Raw genomic sequence first — 16,758 nt, 5'->3', positions numbered from 1 at the left:
AAAAAGGCGGCTTTCGCCGCCCCAGGCTAATGATAAAACAGAACTTGTTGTACCGGATGGCGGCGTAACCGATTTATCCGGCCTTGCCTGATAAGCGAGGCGCCATCGGGCACTTCATCGTTTCTGCCGTGTTTAACTCGCTTCTGAAGGCGTATCTTCCGTCTGCGTACCGGGAAGCGTTTCCGGAAGCTGCGGCGCAAAGCCACGCAGCCCGACAACATGAACATGCTCAGTATTCTGAAACACTTTACGCACCAGTTTATACGTCGTGCCCTTCTCCGGACTGATGTTTTCCGGCGCAGCGATGATGAGCTGCATCTGCAAACGTTCGCATAGTTCAAACAGCGTGGCGATAGAGCGCGCATCCAGACGCGCCGCTTCATCGAGGAACAGCAGGCGACATGGCGAAATATCTTTCCCGCGCAGTCTGCGCGCTTCGTCTTCCCAGCTTTGCACCACCATCACCAGAATTGACATCCCGGTCCCGATAGCTTCCCCCGTTGATAGCGCGCCGGATTCCGCACGCAGCCAGCCGTCGGACCCACGGTTAACTTCAACTTCCATTTCCAGATAGTTACGGTAGTCCAGCAGCTCCTCGCCGATGGTCTGCGGCGTGCGTTGCCCCATATCGATCTGCGGATTCAGACGCTGGTACAGTTTCGCCAGCGCTTCGGAGAAGGTCAGACGATTGCTGTTAAACAGATCCTGGTGCTGCTCCTGCTGTTCTGAAAGCACATCCAGCAAGGTGGCATGCGTTTCACGCACGTTGACGTTTAACCGCACGCTATTCACCTGGCCAAACGAGACGCTTTGCAACCCCTGGTTCAGCATACGGATACGGTTCTGCTCACGCTGGATAGTCTTGCGGATAATGTTTGCCACGCTGCGGGAACTGATCGCCAGCTTTTGCTCACGCGATGTCAGCTCTTCCGTCAGACGGCTCAGTTCAATCTCCATTTGTTCAATGGCTTCAACCGGATCGTCGGTACGAATAATATCCTGACGAATACGCTCGCGCAGATGCTGGTAAACGGCCACAAAGAACTGGATTTTACGTTCCGGGCGTTTCGGATCTTCCGACAGACGCAATACGTCGCGCAGATGTTCGTTATCCGCGACGGCCAGGCGCAGCGCGCCCAACGCCTTATCCGACATGGAGCGCAGTTCATCCGCCGACAGATAAGCCAGCTCACGACGGTGCAGACGGCGTTCCACGCCATTGTCTTTCACCATCCGCATGACTGCGCACCAGCCAGCTTTCGCGGTCACGACCTGCTCGCGCATTTCATGATAATCACGCTCCAGCTTGCGCAGCTTACGGGTCAGGTTCTCCATCTCCGCTTCGCAGAAGGTGAGCGCTTTCTCAAGCTGATTGCGACGCGAACGGTTATTGCTCAACTGAGCGTGCAGTTCATCCCGACGCTGGCGGGCGCGCTCTTCCGCCCCGCTGTCGGCGCGAACGCCAATATCCTGTAATTCGCGCTGCAAATCGTTAAGCAGCTCTTTTTTCGTGTCGTAAGAGCTTTTTAGCGAGGCCAGAACCTGGCTGTACTGACTTAACTGCGCGGCATGGCTGCGCAGCGCTTCGCGGGCGCGGGTACGCTCGGCTTCCGCCTGCTCCAGCCGCTGGCGCAGCTTTTCGTTGAGATCGCTGTTGCCGCTCAGCATTTCCGCCGAGTCGGAATAGCTGAAATGCGCCCGACGTTCGACAACTTCAGCCAGAGCAAAAGCCTGCTGGCGCGCGTCGCGCTGCATTTGCTGCGACCATGCATAGTCTTCTTTTAATTGCTCAAACTGTTCCGGATCGCTTTGCAGAACGGAAACTACTGGCTCCAGTTTGGCTAACTGGTTTCCATATTGCTGCACAAATCGCGCCGCTTCCTGCGCCTCATCCAACCGCTCCTGAATTTCATCGACCCGATCGGCCAGCGTTTCATCGGCCAATAAATTCAGCCGCGGCAGCAAACGGTTAAGCGCGGAAACGCCCTCTTTGGCCTGCTCAAACTGAAGGCGCTGCTGCTGGTTGTCGCTTTCATGCGTCGCCAGCGCGCGCTCCAGTTCGACGCGACGCCCGTTCAGTCGGCGAATTTCCGCTTCCGGATCGTCCTCAAAGGCAACGGAAAGGTGGCTACCGATAAAACGGCTGAACGCCTGGTGCAAACGCTGGGTTTTCTGCACGTCAAACGAGAGCGTGGCAAAGCGCTCGGAAAGCACTTCCCGTTCCGCATGGAGACTCTCAATACGGTTCTCGCGCGCCGCGCGGCCAAAAATAGGCAGCGACGGGAAACGCGAATAACGCCACTGACGGTCGGCAATTTTCACGACCACCGCCTTTTCCAGCTCGTCAACGCTGAATACGCTGTCATCAAAAGACTGCGGATCGCCTTCGATCAGGTACAGATCTTCCGGGCAGTCGGTCAGACCTTCAAGCTGTTCGGCTATTTGCGATAAATCCGGTACGACGATCGCATGGCGCGACGGGCCATACAGTGCGGAAAAGTACGGCGCATCTTCAAGACTGACATCGTCGTAGATTTCCGACAGCAGTACCCCGCCAAAACGCTCCGCCAGCGCATTCAAACGCTGGTCTTCCGCGCCGCCCGGCTGGCTTAAACGTTCGATCTCTTCATCAACCGCATTTTTACGCGCGCCCACTTCGTCGCGTTCGACAATGGCTTCGCGCTCACGCTCCAGTAGCTGTTGCAGGTATTCGGTCACTTCCTGGCTGGACGTAAACTCCTCGCCGCACTGTTCGCTAAGCTGGTTCAGGCTATTCTGCGCCGCCAGCCAGACAGGAGCGCGTTGCATCAGATGTTGAATACGCGACTGAAGCTGCTCCTGCTCCTGACGCAAGGCCATACGCTGTTCGCTGGCTGACGACACGCTATCAGACAAGGACGCTATGCGGGCTTCCAGCTCCTGATGCAGCGCTTCCAGTTCGTCAATATCAAAATTTTTGCCCTGTCGCTTACAGAACTCAGCCAGCAGACGTTCCGCCTCTTGCTGCTCGCGCAGCCGCTGTTCCAGTTCGCTCAGGCGCATCCGCAACGGCTGTACCTGTTCCGCCAGATGACGCTGGTTCACGCCGTCCCGTAACAGCTCGCGCGCCACGTCCCAGGCTTCGCTACGCGCCAGCGGGCCGTTGATCGCCGCTACTAGCTGGTAAGCCTGCTCAAACTGGCTGTGCGCGGTTTGCGCCACGCTCATTTTTTGTTCCAACGACAGCAGTTTTTCCGTAGCTTCCTGCTCTTTTGCCTGGAAAGTATCCAGCCATTCGGCGGCGCTTTCCGGCGTTAGATCCGGCAGATGGCAAAGTTCTTTAGCGCGGGCGAGCGCTGATATCGCCTGGTTATACTGAATCGCGCGCGTTTGCTGTACATCCAGCGCCTGCTGGTAATCCGCAAGCTGGCTTTTGAGTTCATCGACTTCCAGCTCGGCGGCTTCGGCACGCGCTTCATTTTCGTCCTGCATTTCGGCGGCTTCCGCCACCACTTCGTTTTGCTCTTCGAGTCGAATCTGCAGCTCTTCAAGATCCGCTTCGTAGCGTTCAATTTTTTCCTGCTGGCGCAGCGCGGTTTGCACCAGATTCAGGTGATCGCTCGCCGCCTGGTAATCCGCTTCAAGAGAACCTTCGGCGCCGTTATGTTCGCCCAACTCACGGGCCATATCGACGTGCTTGTACTGCTCCGCCGCCAGTTGTTTGCGCGATGTGTACAGTTCGCGTCGAAACGCCAACGCCTGATCAAGGTGAACCCGACGCTCATTGGCGTGGCGCATATAATCCGCCGCCACATAATCGGTGGCTTCGCTGATCAAATGCTTAAACAGATCGCGATCGGATTGGGTAACACGAATCGCTTCCAGCGTGAGTCGGTTCTCGCGCAGCGCCGCTTCCATATCCTGGAACGCCTTGCGCACGCCGCTGTTTTCCGGCAATAAATAATCGCGTAGCGATCGGGTAATGGCGCTGGAGATCCCGCCGTACAGCGAGGCCTCTATCAAACGATAGAATTTACTACGATCGGAAGCGGAGCGCAGACGACGGGCGATAATCCCTAAGTCAAACATCAGCGAATGATAATCGGTGATGGAGTTAAACTGCTTAAACTGCACGCCTTCCATCTCGTCAAGCTTGTCTTTCAGCTCAGCAAGCGACAGTACGCGCGCCTGACGTTCGTTTAATGTCTCCGTCACCAGTTGTGTCGGCTGTACCGACATCGGCAGCCCCTGGATAGCGAACGGTTTGATGTCCACTTTGCGATCGCGCCCAGCGACCTGCTGCAGACGCACGCCGACCACCACCCGCTGATGGCGGGAATTAATGGTGTCGAGCATGGAGTAACAGACGCCCGCCTTCAGCTTACCGTGCAGACCTTTATCGCGCGAACCGCTGGTGGCGCCGGCTTCCGTGGTGTTACGAAAGTGCAGTAATGTAAGATCCGGGATCAGCGCCGTGACGAACGCCGCCATCGTCGTGGATTTCCCGGCGCCGTTGCCCCCGGATAACGTCGTGACCAGTTCATCCAGGTCAAAAGTGCGGGCAAAAAAACCGTTCCAGTTAATCAGCGTTAGCGAGCGAAATTTACCGCGTTCAATCATTATTCTTCCTCTCCACTGTCCGGCTGACTCTCTTCGGTCTCATCATTAAGTTGCAGATGGTTTTCAATGGGCATCGCTTCCCCGTCGCGGATGAGACGACGCTGCGCCTCGCGAGGATCGTCGCCGGCGCGGACATCCGCGCCAAAGCGGAAGACCGATTCGGTAATGCGGAATTTGCTACTGTCGTGGCCCATAAACCATACCATGCCCAAACGACGCAGGCGGTTTAAAGAAGAACGCACCTTTTCCTGCAGTTTCTGACGATCAACGTCAGATCCCGTCGAGCGGTTATTCACCAGCTTTAGCAGTTTGGCTTCGTCCGCAAGGGTAAGCAGCTCGTCGTACAACTCTTGCTGAGTAAAGATCCCTTCGTTGGCCAGACGCTCCGGGCTAAGATAGAGGTAGCAGAGAATTTTACCGACCATCATATCCAGTTCGGATAACACCGAGCGCGGGATAAGCGTGGTAGAACGCGGACGCAGGTAGAAGAACCCCTCCGGCGCGCGAATCAGCTCCACGTTATAACGCGCGTAAAACTCTTCCAGGTATTCCTGAAAATCCATCAGAAAGGCATGATTATCCAGTTCGTCCAGCCCGATGTGGCGGCCCGAACGTAATGCGCTATCCAGCGCCGGAAATAACGGATTCGCCAGCGCCTGCGCCAGCTTAACCGGCATCACTTGTTCAATATTTGTCAATGACATGCGCCTGTACCTTGGCTCCGTAATCATTAATCGGCTGCCATTTGGCTGGCAGTCCGGTGAAATCTGCTTGCGCTACGCCAAGACGTACCGCTTGATCGATAACAATACGCGCCACGTCGAAATGACGCGCGCGCGGGTATTGCGCCAGATACTCGCGCACCACCAGCCCAAGATCCAGTGGCGTTTGTCTGGTTTTGTAGATAGCCAGCTGTTCCTCAATGATGGCCGCTAACTGCTCGCGGATCTCGTTAAACTCTTCATATTCCAGATCCGGCGGCAACTCCCCGGTGACTTCATCGTCACGCAACGCCATCTCTTCATCGCGCATATCCAGCAGACGATCGGCATTCGCGTAGGTTAGCGCCCACGGATCGTCAAAATAAGTCTGCACGGACTGGCGCAACCGCTGGGCGAAGACACGGTTTTTATCCATATCGATCGCGGTACGGATAAATTTATGCACGTGACGATCGTAGCCGATCCATAAATCAATAGACTGCTGACCCCAACTGATAATGCGGTCGAGTTTACTTTGTAAGTCAAACACCAGCCTGTCGACAAAATGCAGATCGTCGTGCATCATCGTGGCATCCTGAATGCGCAGCAGGTTAGCCTGCAGCTTATCGCCCGCCGCCTCCAGCGTATCCTGCAACTCGCGCAGCGTACCGGACGTTTCAGAAAGCAGCAGTTCACAGCTGGAAATCGCCGCCCGCCAGTCTTTATTCAGCAGTTGTGCGATATCGTCTTTCACCTGCTGCTGCTGTTCATCCATGATGCGCTGGGTGAGATCGATACTGTCGAAAATCTCCGCCACCGAATATTTCAATGGCGCGTAAACGTTGCGATGCCAGTGGAACTCATCGCCACCCTCCGCTGCCGCATCCGCCGCGCGCTTCAATTCGCCGGCCACAATCGACAACTGCATAGAAAGACGCAGCGTAGAGAATTCGCGTTGACGAATGTAGTAATCGGTGATGCCAATCCCGAGCGGGGTTAATCGGTAAATCGCATTGCCTTCAGCCTGCTCGCTGGTAAAGCGGTTCAGCAGACGTTGACGCACCATATCGTTAATCGCGTTGTTCGCGCGCACGCCGATGGTTTCGCTGGTTTGCTCAAACGCATCACTCACATGGCGGAATGCATCCACCAGCTCGCCTTCACTCATCTCGCCGTCAAGGCGTTCGCCGTTCAACGTGGCGACCGCCAGCAGAAAGGAAAGTCTGTCTACCGGCAGCGAGATGGAAAAGTCGTTTTTTCTGGCCCAGGCAACCAGTTCGGGGACTGTCTGGGAAAATTCACTCATAGGTTATCCTTGCATCTGCGGCTAGCGCCGGGCTTTTAATCGCGGTGACATGAATGTAGCGCCCAAGGCTAATATACGGCTCCTGGCGGCAATAACGCGTTTCCAGTTCGACCAGGGTCTCATAACAGTCACGCTGCTGGTGTTTTTCACGCAGATAATCATGAAACACACGCACGCCGGTTTTACCGGTAATCTGCCAGCCAATCGCCTCCAGCCACTGGTACACCTGCGCGGGGTCGCGCGGGTAGTCAGGCGACAGCGTGCGCTTCTTGCGTTTAGGCATCCCCGCCTGCACGTAGTCAAAATTACCCGCCACCATATTGTGCATCAGCAAACCGTTAGCGTTATAGAACATCAACGACAGCACGCCGCCAGGGCGCAATACTGACCAGAGCGTTTCTAATACGCCGACAGGATCGGCTACCCACTCCAGCACAGCATGAAACAATATCAGATCAACCGGGCTTTCCAAATGCGAAGCGACGTCCTGAGCCGGGCATTGTATAAAATGCATGTCTTTGCTCACACCTTTTGCCTCGGCCGCCTGCCGCGCGCGGGCGATCATTTCGCCAGACAGATCGCATAATGTTACCTGATGGCCGCGTTCCGCCATCTTAATCGCCGTTTGCCCTTCGCCGCCGCCGGCATCCAGTACCCGCAGTTTTCGCCCGCCAATCTCCTCCAGCACGCGATCCAGGTCTTGCCACAGAATGGCTTGCCGCAGTTGTCCTTTGGTCGTGCCGTAAATGTTACGGGAAAACTTTTCAGCAATGTCATCAAAATTGCGATCCTGCATCGGACTCTCCACAGGCTGGCTCAGGCGTTATCTGATAAAACCGCTATTTTGTCACAGCCGCGGCCAGAATGAACCTGTCTGGTGTAATATCACCGTTAATCCTCCGCTATATGGTTAAAAAAGGAACCAAAAAGGATGCTTTTTACGCTAAAGAAAGTGATTGGCGGTATGTTATTGCCGCTTCCGCTGATGTTGCTGATCATTGGCGTCGGCCTGGCGCTGCTCTGGTTTAGCCGCTTTCAGAAGACCGGAAAAGTATTTATCAGCGTAGGTTGGCTGGCGCTATTGCTTTTAAGCCTGCAACCCGTCTCTGACCATCTGCTGCGTCCGATAGAAAACCGCTACCCTACCTGGCAGGGTCCGCAAAAGGTGGAATATATTGTGGTTCTCGGCGGCGGTTATACCTGGAACCCGCAGTGGGCGCCGAGCTCTAATTTAATTAACAACAGCTTGCCGCGGCTGGCCGAAGGCATCCGGCTGTGGCGCGCGAATCCGGGAGCCAGGCTGATTTTTACCGGCGGCGTAGCAAAAACCAATACGGTAAGCACGGCGGAAGTCGGTGCACGGGTGGCGCAGTCGCTGGGCGTACCACGTAGCGATATTATTACGCTGGATAAACCAAAAGATACGGAAGAAGAAGCCGCCGCCGTTAAACAGGCCATCGGCGACGCCCCTTTCCTGTTGGTAACCTCCGCCTCGCATTTGCCGCGTGCGATGATTTTCTTTCAGCATGCCGGGCTGAATCCGCTTCCCGCGCCGGCGAATCAGTTGGCGATCGATTCGCCGCTCAATCCCTGGGAGCGGGCAATTCCGTCCCCGGTCTGGCTGATGCACAGCGATCGCGCTGGGTATGAAACATTAGGGAGACTTTGGCAATGGCTGAAAGGCATATCAGGCAAGCCAGGGGAGTAATGATTTCGCCGCCAGATCAAAATTGGTACGGTTAAAACGTCCGGTATTGACCAATTGCGCAACCTCGTCCCACAGCACATAGAGCCAACGCCGCCAGATGAAGGACTCCGCCACTGGCGCGCGTTGCAGATAATGCCAAAGCAATCCCTCCGCCAATGGATTATCCATCAGGCGAAACAGTTCGAACTCTCTCGGCGCCCACATCATCAGCCCGGGGCCGACCATCGCCAGAAGCTGATCGCTACGGGCGTCTTTAAGCATACTGCGCAGGCAGAAGTTGCCATGCACCAGTACGCAGTTGTCGTTAAACCCTTCAAATAACGAAGGAAGACATTCTCTGGTACGAAACAGAATGCGTCTGTCCTGCATCGTCAGACCGGTATTGCTGAACTGATTTAGCGTCGTCCACAGCACCTCCACCCGCTGACGATACCAGGAAGGCCAGATATTCTCCTGAGTATGGTCTACGGCGCCAACGCAACCGCGGCTATCCTGCCGATGCCAGGCTAACAATCCTTCGACAATCTGATCTTTTAGCTGTTCCCAGCGTTCCGGAGTGCGCGCCGGCGCCTCGACCGGCACGCCGCGCAGTCGTTCCAGTAGCAGCACATCCGGACCAGGATGCTCTTCATGCGTCAATACGCCATAGATTACCGGCATCCTCACCGTACCGCTACGCGCCAGCATTGAGGTTTTCCATGCCAGTTGCTGCGCAACGCCGGGAGTGGTAAAACTTCGCGCCATCAGCGGCATCGGAATGCCCTGGCTGTCATATAATGACCACAATGCGGAATCCGCTTTCTCATTCACGCACTCTATACGACTAAGTTTTTCACCCAACAAATGACTGAGTTCGGCCCGCAACTGCTCCATTCCAGATTACCCCCATTAGTGCTACTGCTTTAATAATGAGCGTCGTATGGACAGATGTCACCCGTATCAGATCAAGGGAAGAAAAGAAAAATGAGGAAAATCGTAACGGTACGAGAAAGCCGCCACTGATGAGCAGACGTGAGTATTCATCTTTGCGCTATCATACCGCGCTGTTCATGACCGTCTAAGACGATCATGAACAGGATCATGTTAACGCATTTCAGCGCGTACGCGCTCCAGGTCGTCGGCGGTGTCTACGCCCGTGCCGGGCACCGCTTTGGCGACGGCGACATGAATTTTTTCGCCGTACCACAGCACACGGAGTTGCTCCAGCATTTCAATATGTTCCAGCGGGCTGGGTTGCCAGCTCACGTAACGGCGGATAAATCCCGCGCGATAGCCATAAATGCCCAGGTGACGAAGGCAAGTATCCCCTACCGTTTCCAGACTTTTTGCAAAGCGGTCGCGATCCCAGGGAATCGTCGCCCGGGAAAAGTAAAGCGCATAGCCTTCAGCATCCAGCACGACTTTTACCGCATTCGGGTTAAACGCTTCTTCGGCGCTGTGAATCGGCACCGCCAGCGTCGCCATGCCAACCTGGCGCTGCGCCAGATTTTCCGCGACCTGGCGAATAATAACCGCCGGGATCATCGGCTCATCGCCCTGAACGTTCACAATAACGGTATCGTCGCTGAATCCGCACTTCTCTACCACTTCCGCCAACCGTTCGGTGCCGGACTGGTGATCGGCGCGCGTCATGCACACTTCGCCGCCAGCCGCTTCTACCGCACGAGCCACGTCTTCATGATCGGTCGCGACAATAATGCGTTCCGCGCCAGATTCGCGCGCCCGCTCCAGGACATGAACAATCATGGGTTTACCATTAATATCCACTAATGGTTTGCCTGGCAGTCGGGTAGATGAAAAACGGGCCGGAATGATGACAACGAAACTCATGATTTACTCTCATCAGATGTCAGGGCGCGAGCTTCATTTTCCAGCAATACAGGAATGCCGTCGCGTAACGGGAAAGCGAGATTGTCCAGTTTGCAAATTAATTCTTGCTGTTCCTGGTTATACCAGAGTTTGCCGTTACATACCGGGCAGGCGATGATTTCAAGCAGACGATGATCCATAGTTCCTCCAGATGGACCGGATTGTGAATCCTTCAATATTAACATAATCGGTTATGGTGCAGGGTCTATTTCCCAGCCATGACGCATGGCGCTAAACAGGCCTGGCGGACATTGTCCCAGCGTCACGCGCGATGCCCGTTGCCAGGCAGCAAACGCGCTAATAGCCTGCCAGATTCCTTTTTGCAGACTAACGCCAGGGCGGATATCGTCCTCCAGATACAGCGAGATAACCTCAAGCACCCCTGTTTTACGATGCATTTTGGCATCCATTCGCCCGACTAAACGGCCCTGGTATAATAGCGGCAGCACAAAATAACCGTACTGGCGCTTCGCCGCGGGCGTATAACATTCCAGCCGATAGCTAAATCCGAAGAGCTGCGCTGCCCGCTTGCGATCCCATACCACAGGATCGAAAGGCGACAGTACTGCGCTATGGGTCGCCTTTAAGGCGTTATTCAGCGCCGGTTCCAGCTGCGAAAGAAGATCGGCATGAAGCCACATCCGCCCCAACGTTTCCACCTCGACCGGAATAATCTGCTGCTGTTCCGCCCGGCTCTCCCGCCATCCCTTCAGGTCAGGACGTTTCAGGCGGTAGTAATCCGCCAGCCACTGTTCACGGAAAATCCCCAGACTGCGCGCGCTATTATCCAGCATCAGGCTTTCCGCCTGCGGCTGTGACAGTCCATCGCGTTCATCATCCCAGTGCGGCATCACACGGGGCGTTAAATCATATACGCGTTGAAAATTACGCCGCTCAACAACCATGACTTTTCCGGCGGTAAATAAACCCTCAAGGTGGCGTTTATGTGGTTTCCATTCCCACCAGCCGCTGACGCCTTTCTGCGCATGTTCAAAATCGGCAGAACGCACCGGACCGTGCTCCTGAATATGCCGCACCAGCTGTTCTATTTCTTCCGCGTGCTCATGCATCCATGCCGCGCGATATTTCCAGCCCATTTTTTCCGGCGACAGCATACGATGGCGGATAAGTTTAAAGTCGCGGCGTGGTAAGAAACAGGCCTCATGCGCCCAGTATTCCATTAACTCGCCGCGTCGCAGCGCCTCATCCATCCAGGCCTGCGGGTACGAACCGAGACGGCTAAACAGCACCAGATAGGGGCTACGTGCGACAACATTGATGGTATCAATTTGCAGCAACGCCATGCGTGAGATGGCGGCAAGAACATCGCCAGGCAGCACGTTACGGCGTGGCTTTTTCAATAGCCCCTGCGCAGCAAGGTGAAGACACCGGGCCTGGGAAAGAGAAAGGTACGGCAATGACATTCATGACTCCATAAATTCATCACTGCCGCTGCATTGGGGGACGCTAGCGAACCAGCGAGGTGATATGTTCAAGCAACTTATCAGGCTGCTCACCGGACAAACGCGCATCAACCGGTAAGAACCACCAGTTATCTTCGGCAAAAGCACGGCATTTCACCGCGTCTTTTTCCGTCATTACCAGGGTCTGTCCTTCACCGACCAACGCCTGAACGTCAGCAGGGGCGAGCGTTTGATGATCGGCCAGCGGGACGCACTTTTGCGGATGCGCGCCACAGGCTTCCAGCGTCGCGAAAAAGCGCGGCGGATGACCGATGCCCGCCATCGCCACAATATTGCTCAGTTGCGCCACATCGCAACGCGCTCCCGTACGTAAGTTCACCGCCAGTCCAGGCGCTAGCTGCATGGGGATTTCACCCGCCCGGGCGACGCCGCCATTCACGATAGCGGCGTCCACGGTTTTCAGGCGACTGGCGCGTTCGCGCATAGGGCCGGCAGGAAGCCACCAGCCGTTGCCAAAACGGCGCACCCCGTCAATCACCACAATTTCAATATCTCGCGCTAGTCGGTAATGCTGCAACCCATCGTCGGTGATAATAATCTGCACATTATGCGCCGCCAGAATCGCTTTCACCGCCGCGGCGCGTTCAGGCGCCACCGCGACAGGCGCGCCGGTCCGTTGGTAAATCAATACCGGTTCATCTCCCGCTTCTGCGGTTGTCGTCTCCGGCGTCAGAAGTAGCGGATAAGCGGCAGCTTTCCCGCCGTAGCCGCGGGAAACGACCCCCACGCGCACGCCACGCTGTTGCAGCTTTTCCACCAGCCAAATGACTACGGGGGTTTTACCGTTACCGCCAGCCGTAAGATTCCCTACCACAACCACCGGTACCGGCGCTCGCCAGGCGCGTTTAAAACCAAGCTTATAGCTCAGACGAATCGCCCCGCTCACCAGGCCATACAGCCAGGAGAGCGGCAGCAGTAACCGCCATAGCGGGGATTCACCCGACCAGATACGCGCAATCATTGGCCAAATTGCATCTTATGTAGCTGGGCGTAAACGCCGTGTTGCGCCAGCAGCTCGCTATGAGTGCCGCGCTCAACGATAATACCGTCTTCGACCACAACGATCTCATCCGCCTGTTCGATGGTGGAGAGACGGTGCGCAATCACCAGAGAGGTACGGTTTTTCTGCAACTCATCTAACGCCGCCTGAATCGCACGTTCAGATTCGGTATCCAGCGCGGACGTAGCTTCATCAAGGATCAGAATCGGGCTGTCGCGCAGTAAGGCGCGGGCAATCGCGATACGCTGGCGTTGACCGCCGGAAAGCAGTACGCCGTTTTCGCCGATAATGGTATCCAGGCCATTATCCATCTTGTTGATAAAGTCCATGGCATAGGCCATGCGCGCCGCCTCTTCAATCTGCTCGCGGCTGTATTCTTCCGTCCGGGCATAAGCAATGTTATTAGCGACCGTGTCGTTAAACAGATGCACGCTTTGCGAAACCAGCGCCACCTGATTACGTAGAGAGGCCAGAGTGTATTCGCGTAGATCGTGACCATCCATCAGGATGTGTCCTTCATCAATATCGTAGAAACGGGTGATCAGACTGGCGATAGTTGATTTACCCGATCCGGAACGCCCCACCAGCGCCACGGTTTTCCCGGCAGGAATTTTCAAATTGATGTTACGCAATGCCGGCACTTCACGGCCCGGGTAAGTAAACGTCACATTGCGGAATTCGAGATCGCCGGTCGCGCGGTCAATGACACGTTTACCTTCATCTTTCTCCTGTTCGCTGTCCAGAATCGCAAACAACGTCTGACAAGCCGCCATCCCACGCTGGAACTGCGCGTTAACGTTTGTCAGCGATTTTAATGGACGCATCAGCGCGATCATGGAGGAGAACACCACGGTGATGGTCCCTGCCGTCAGGCTATCCATTACGCTTGGGAAGCTCGCAGCATAGAGGACAAACGCCAGCGCCAGCGAGGCAATGAGCTGAATGATAGGATCGGAAATTGACGAGGCAGAGACCATTTTCATGCCTTGCAGTCGCATCTTATTGCTGACTTTATCAAAGCGTTTAGTTTCGACTTCCTGACCGCCAAAAATCAGTACCTCTTTGTGTCCTTTCAGCATTTGTTCAGCGCTGGTAGTCACTTGTCCCATCGTGTTCTGCATATTTTTACTGATGCTGCGGAACCGCTTTGAGACAACGCGAATCGCAATCGACACAATCGGCGCTAAAACAACCAGGATGATCGACAGCTGCCAGCTGTAATAGAACATCATGATAAACAATCCGATGATCGATGCCCCTTCACGCACCACGGTAATCAGCGCGCCAGATGAAGAAGAGGCAACCTGTTCTGAATCGTAAGTAATACGCGACAGCAGCGTACCGGTAGACTGTTTATCAAAGAAGGCGACGGGCATTCCCATCATATGGCCAAACAGGCGACGGCGCATGGTCATTACCACCTTGCCTGACACCCATGAAATACAGTAGCTGGAGATATAGCTAGTGATGCCTCGTAATATCATCAGCCCAATAACCACCAGCGGCATCCACAGCAACACTGAGCGATCCGTTTTACCGAAACCATCATCCAGTAATGGCTTGAGGAGCGATAGCATGAAGGTATCGCTGGCTGCGTTGAGAATTAACGCTATGCCCGCCACGATCAGACCTGCTTTAAAAGGCGCTATGGTTGGCCACAGTCGGCGGAAGGTCTGCCACGTAGAGAGATCTTTATCGTTATGCATTCAAAAAACCAGCATTTGTTGAAATAGCCGCATATTCTACCCGTTATCCTCGGACACGCCAAACCACTGATGATACCAGCGAGGTAAAATTTGATCCCGTAAGCCTTGTATGCGCCAGCCCTGCGGAGAAAACCGCAGTGAAATTTGCCCCTGGTGGGGTGTATCAAACCACTGATACGCCTGCTGTCGGTAGCGCTGTTTTACCTTGCGGGACGGCAGCCGCCATGCGTTATAGCGCGATGCGGACGCCAGCGCCGCTTCACCATGTACGCGCTGAATAAATGGTAGCGACGACGACGTATTACTACCATGATGCGGCACCTGGATAAACGTCGCCGCAAGATGTCGCCAGTAACGACTTAGCATTTTTTGTTCAGCGCCCGCTTCAATATCGCCCGTGAGCAGGATGCTATGTACGCCGTCATCCACTTTGACCACACAGGAGCGGTTATTTCCTCGATCGGCACTTTCGCGTAACGGCCAGTGCGCCTGAAACGTTAGCCCCTGCCATTGCCACTGCTCACCGCGAAAACAGGGCAAATGTCCCTGCCAGCCTAACGGGCTGCGAATCCACATTGACGGCCAGACCTGCTGTAGCGAACGCAGCCCGCCCCGATGATCCAGATGCTCATGACTCAAAATAACGCCCTCCGGCGTCAGATTATGCCAGCGCAACCAGGGAATAATAACCTGTTGCCCGCTGTCGCCCTCCGGCCATGCCCGACCGGTATCGTAGAGTATTACTTTATCGCCCCTGACGATCGCTATCGCCAGCCCCTGACCAACATCCAGCATATGCACCTGCCATCCACTGGCGTTTATCGGCCGCCAGAGTGGCCAGCTCATCAACAATAACCCGCATAAACAGGCCGCCGGCCAGGTACGCCAGACGTTTAATCGCCACGCGATAAGCATTAGCCAGGGCAAAAACGTCAGCCACTGCCAACGGTTATCAATATTCACCCAGCCCTGCGGTAAAGCATTCAACAGGTAAAATAGCGCGGCTAACGCGCGATCGGTCAGGTACCATACCCACTCTTCAAGAAAAAACGGCCCGGTTAAATGCAGAATCATTCCCGCCAGGATGAGCGGAACCATCACAAATGTGACCCAGGGTACGGCAAAAAGATTCGCCAGCATTGCGGTAACGCTTATGCCATGAAAAAGCGCCACCTGGAGAGGCAAAAGCAGAAGTGTAATGCCTGCCTGTAGGTGAAGCAGGTTAAGCAACCAGCGTAAGCCTCGTGGAAAATTTCCGTTTGGCGCAGGAAACCACTGATACCAGAATAACAGGCCGGCAACCGCAAATGCTGACAGCCAAAGACTTTGTGATATAACCGCCACAGGATCGGCGAAAATAATCGCGGCCAGACAGCAGCACCAGACTTGCCAGCCGCTCCACTGTCGTCCGCTTAATTTTAATCCTCCCCAGACGCTCAGTGCCGCCACCGTGCGCAGCGCAGGCGGTTGTAAGCCGGTAAGCCAGGCATAACATATCGCGCAAAGAATGCCGCCCAGCAATGGCGTCTGCCAACGAATCCATCTGACCGGCAAAAAGAATTGTCCGCCACGGATTAATCCGGCAGCCAATAACGCAGCAAAAGCGATATGCAGGCCGGAAATCGCCATCAAATGGGCAGTTCCCGTGTCGCGCATAACGGCCTTCACCTCCTGCGACACCGCTCCCCGCTCCCCCATTCCCAACGCCAGAATAACCTGCTGCCACGGATAAGGCGCAAGCGTAGCGCGAAGCGAAGCAAGATAGCGCCCACGCAAGCTACACTCAGGGTTAATCGCTTTAGCCTGTAGAAAACGCCCGGTCAACGGTTGGTGCTGCGCTAGCGCGTAACGCTGGCTATCAAAACCGCCTTCGTTAAGCTGTCCGTGTACCGCTCTGACCTTCAGCGTCATCGCCCACTGTTGCCCGGCACACACTTCCGTGGGTAAGTACTGGCCATGCAGGACAATCCCTACAGCAGGAAAGAGCGGCTTTCCGCGCAAATGGGTGATTCGCCCATAATGAGTGGTCATATGATCGGTGGCAGTAATGACGACTGTCGCCTCCTGCGTCGCGGCAGGCAGGACGTTTCCCGCCCAGATGGCCTGCCTGGCGGCAAATATCCCCCACATGAAAAAGAGCAAGGTTAATGCCGCGTAGCGCGCATAGTGATGGGGTATGAGGCAAAGCAAACATGCCAGACAAAACAGCACCGCGAGAATCCACGTATCAGGTAATACTGGCAATATCATGAGCGGAAGTATGCCGCATACTACGCATACGCTGACCGTCGTTATCTTCATAGACACCTCCCTGTGCGGGAAAGTGTGCAGGTTCAGGACGCCATTGTCTGGAGGGGATTTTGTGCTATACGGCGCGGATTCCAG

General features: G+C 55.2%; 12 protein-coding genes. 1 reads left to right on the top strand and 11 read right to left on the bottom strand.

The features are described 5' to 3' along the window. Positions 1-132: 132 nt before the first annotated feature. Genes mukB through cmoM form a run of 4 tightly spaced genes read right to left on the bottom strand, consistent with a single transcriptional unit; the run spans position 133 to position 7,402 of the window. The gene (gene mukB / locus J4728_RS00795) at positions 133-4,599 is read right to left on the bottom strand and encodes a chromosome partition protein MukB (protein ID WP_000572738.1); all 4,467 of its coding nucleotides are present in this window, start codon (positions 4,597-4,599) and stop codon (positions 133-135) included. Beyond that, the gene (gene mukE / locus J4728_RS00790; protein WP_000060025.1) at positions 4,599-5,303 is read right to left on the bottom strand and encodes a chromosome partition protein MukE; all 705 of its coding nucleotides are present in this window, start codon (positions 5,301-5,303) and stop codon (positions 4,599-4,601) included. Before mukE ends, mukB begins: the two co-directional genes overlap by 1 nt. Continuing rightward, the gene (gene mukF / locus J4728_RS00785; protein ID WP_023204240.1) at positions 5,284-6,606 is read right to left on the bottom strand and encodes a chromosome partition protein MukF; all 1,323 of its coding nucleotides are present in this window, start codon (positions 6,604-6,606) and stop codon (positions 5,284-5,286) included. The genes mukE and mukF overlap by 20 nt, the downstream gene beginning before the upstream one ends. Continuing rightward, a complete protein-coding gene (cmoM, locus tag J4728_RS00780; RefSeq protein WP_001154028.1) occupies positions 6,599-7,402 on the bottom strand; it encodes a tRNA uridine 5-oxyacetic acid(34) methyltransferase CmoM in 804 nt (267 codons plus the stop codon). Before cmoM ends, mukF begins: the two co-directional genes overlap by 8 nt. A 135-nt stretch (positions 7,403-7,537) precedes the next feature. On the opposite strand from cmoM, the gene elyC reads away from it, so the two are divergent. Further along, positions 7,538-8,314, top strand: coding sequence for an envelope biogenesis factor ElyC (gene elyC, locus J4728_RS00775; protein ID WP_000899554.1), 777 nt, complete (start codon positions 7,538-7,540; stop codon positions 8,312-8,314). Here elyC and J4728_RS00770 read toward each other — a convergent pair. The 7 genes from J4728_RS00770 to J4728_RS00740 form a co-directional block, all read right to left on the bottom strand. Further along, positions 8,294-9,187 carry a YcbJ family phosphotransferase gene (locus J4728_RS00770; protein ID WP_208210919.1) on the bottom strand — a complete coding sequence of 298 codons (894 nt, stop codon included), beginning with the start codon at positions 9,185-9,187 and terminating at the stop codon, positions 8,294-8,296. The two genes, elyC and J4728_RS00770, sit on opposite strands and share 21 nt — an antisense overlap. Before the next feature lie 210 nt (positions 9,188-9,397). Continuing rightward, positions 9,398-10,144, bottom strand: coding sequence for a 3-deoxy-manno-octulosonate cytidylyltransferase (kdsB, locus tag J4728_RS00765; RefSeq protein ID WP_000011576.1), 747 nt, complete (start codon positions 10,142-10,144; stop codon positions 9,398-9,400). Next, on the bottom strand, positions 10,141-10,323 hold the full coding sequence (gene ycaR / locus J4728_RS00760) for a protein YcaR (protein WP_000350061.1): 183 nt from the start codon (positions 10,321-10,323) through the stop codon (positions 10,141-10,143). The genes kdsB and ycaR overlap by 4 nt, the downstream gene beginning before the upstream one ends. 51 nt (positions 10,324-10,374) lie before the next feature. After that, positions 10,375-11,607, bottom strand: coding sequence for a winged helix-turn-helix domain-containing protein (locus J4728_RS00755; protein ID WP_208210915.1), 1,233 nt, complete (start codon positions 11,605-11,607; stop codon positions 10,375-10,377). 43 nt (positions 11,608-11,650) lie between these two features. Then, complete coding sequence (lpxK, locus tag J4728_RS00750; RefSeq protein WP_000561679.1) at positions 11,651-12,628, bottom strand: tetraacyldisaccharide 4'-kinase; 978 nt, start codon at positions 12,626-12,628, stop codon at positions 11,651-11,653. After that, entirely contained in the window at positions 12,625-14,373 is a 1,749-nt protein-coding gene (gene msbA / locus J4728_RS00745; protein ID WP_208210913.1) for a lipid A ABC transporter ATP-binding protein/permease MsbA, read from the bottom strand. Before msbA ends, lpxK begins: the two co-directional genes overlap by 4 nt. A gap of 36 nt (positions 14,374-14,409) precedes the next feature. Further along, positions 14,410-16,674 carry a ComEC family protein gene (locus J4728_RS00740; RefSeq protein ID WP_208210911.1) on the bottom strand — a complete coding sequence of 755 codons (2,265 nt, stop codon included), beginning with the start codon at positions 16,672-16,674 and terminating at the stop codon, positions 14,410-14,412. Positions 16,675-16,758: the final 84 nt, after the last annotated feature.

The sequence above is a fragment of the Salmonella sp. 32070601201500089SM genome (genome assembly GCF_017573605.1).
GTDB classification, from domain to species: domain Bacteria; phylum Pseudomonadota; class Gammaproteobacteria; order Enterobacterales; family Enterobacteriaceae; genus Salmonella; species Salmonella enterica.
Note: the sequence above shows the minus strand (reverse complement) of the source record. Positions and strands in the feature narration are given on the sequence as shown.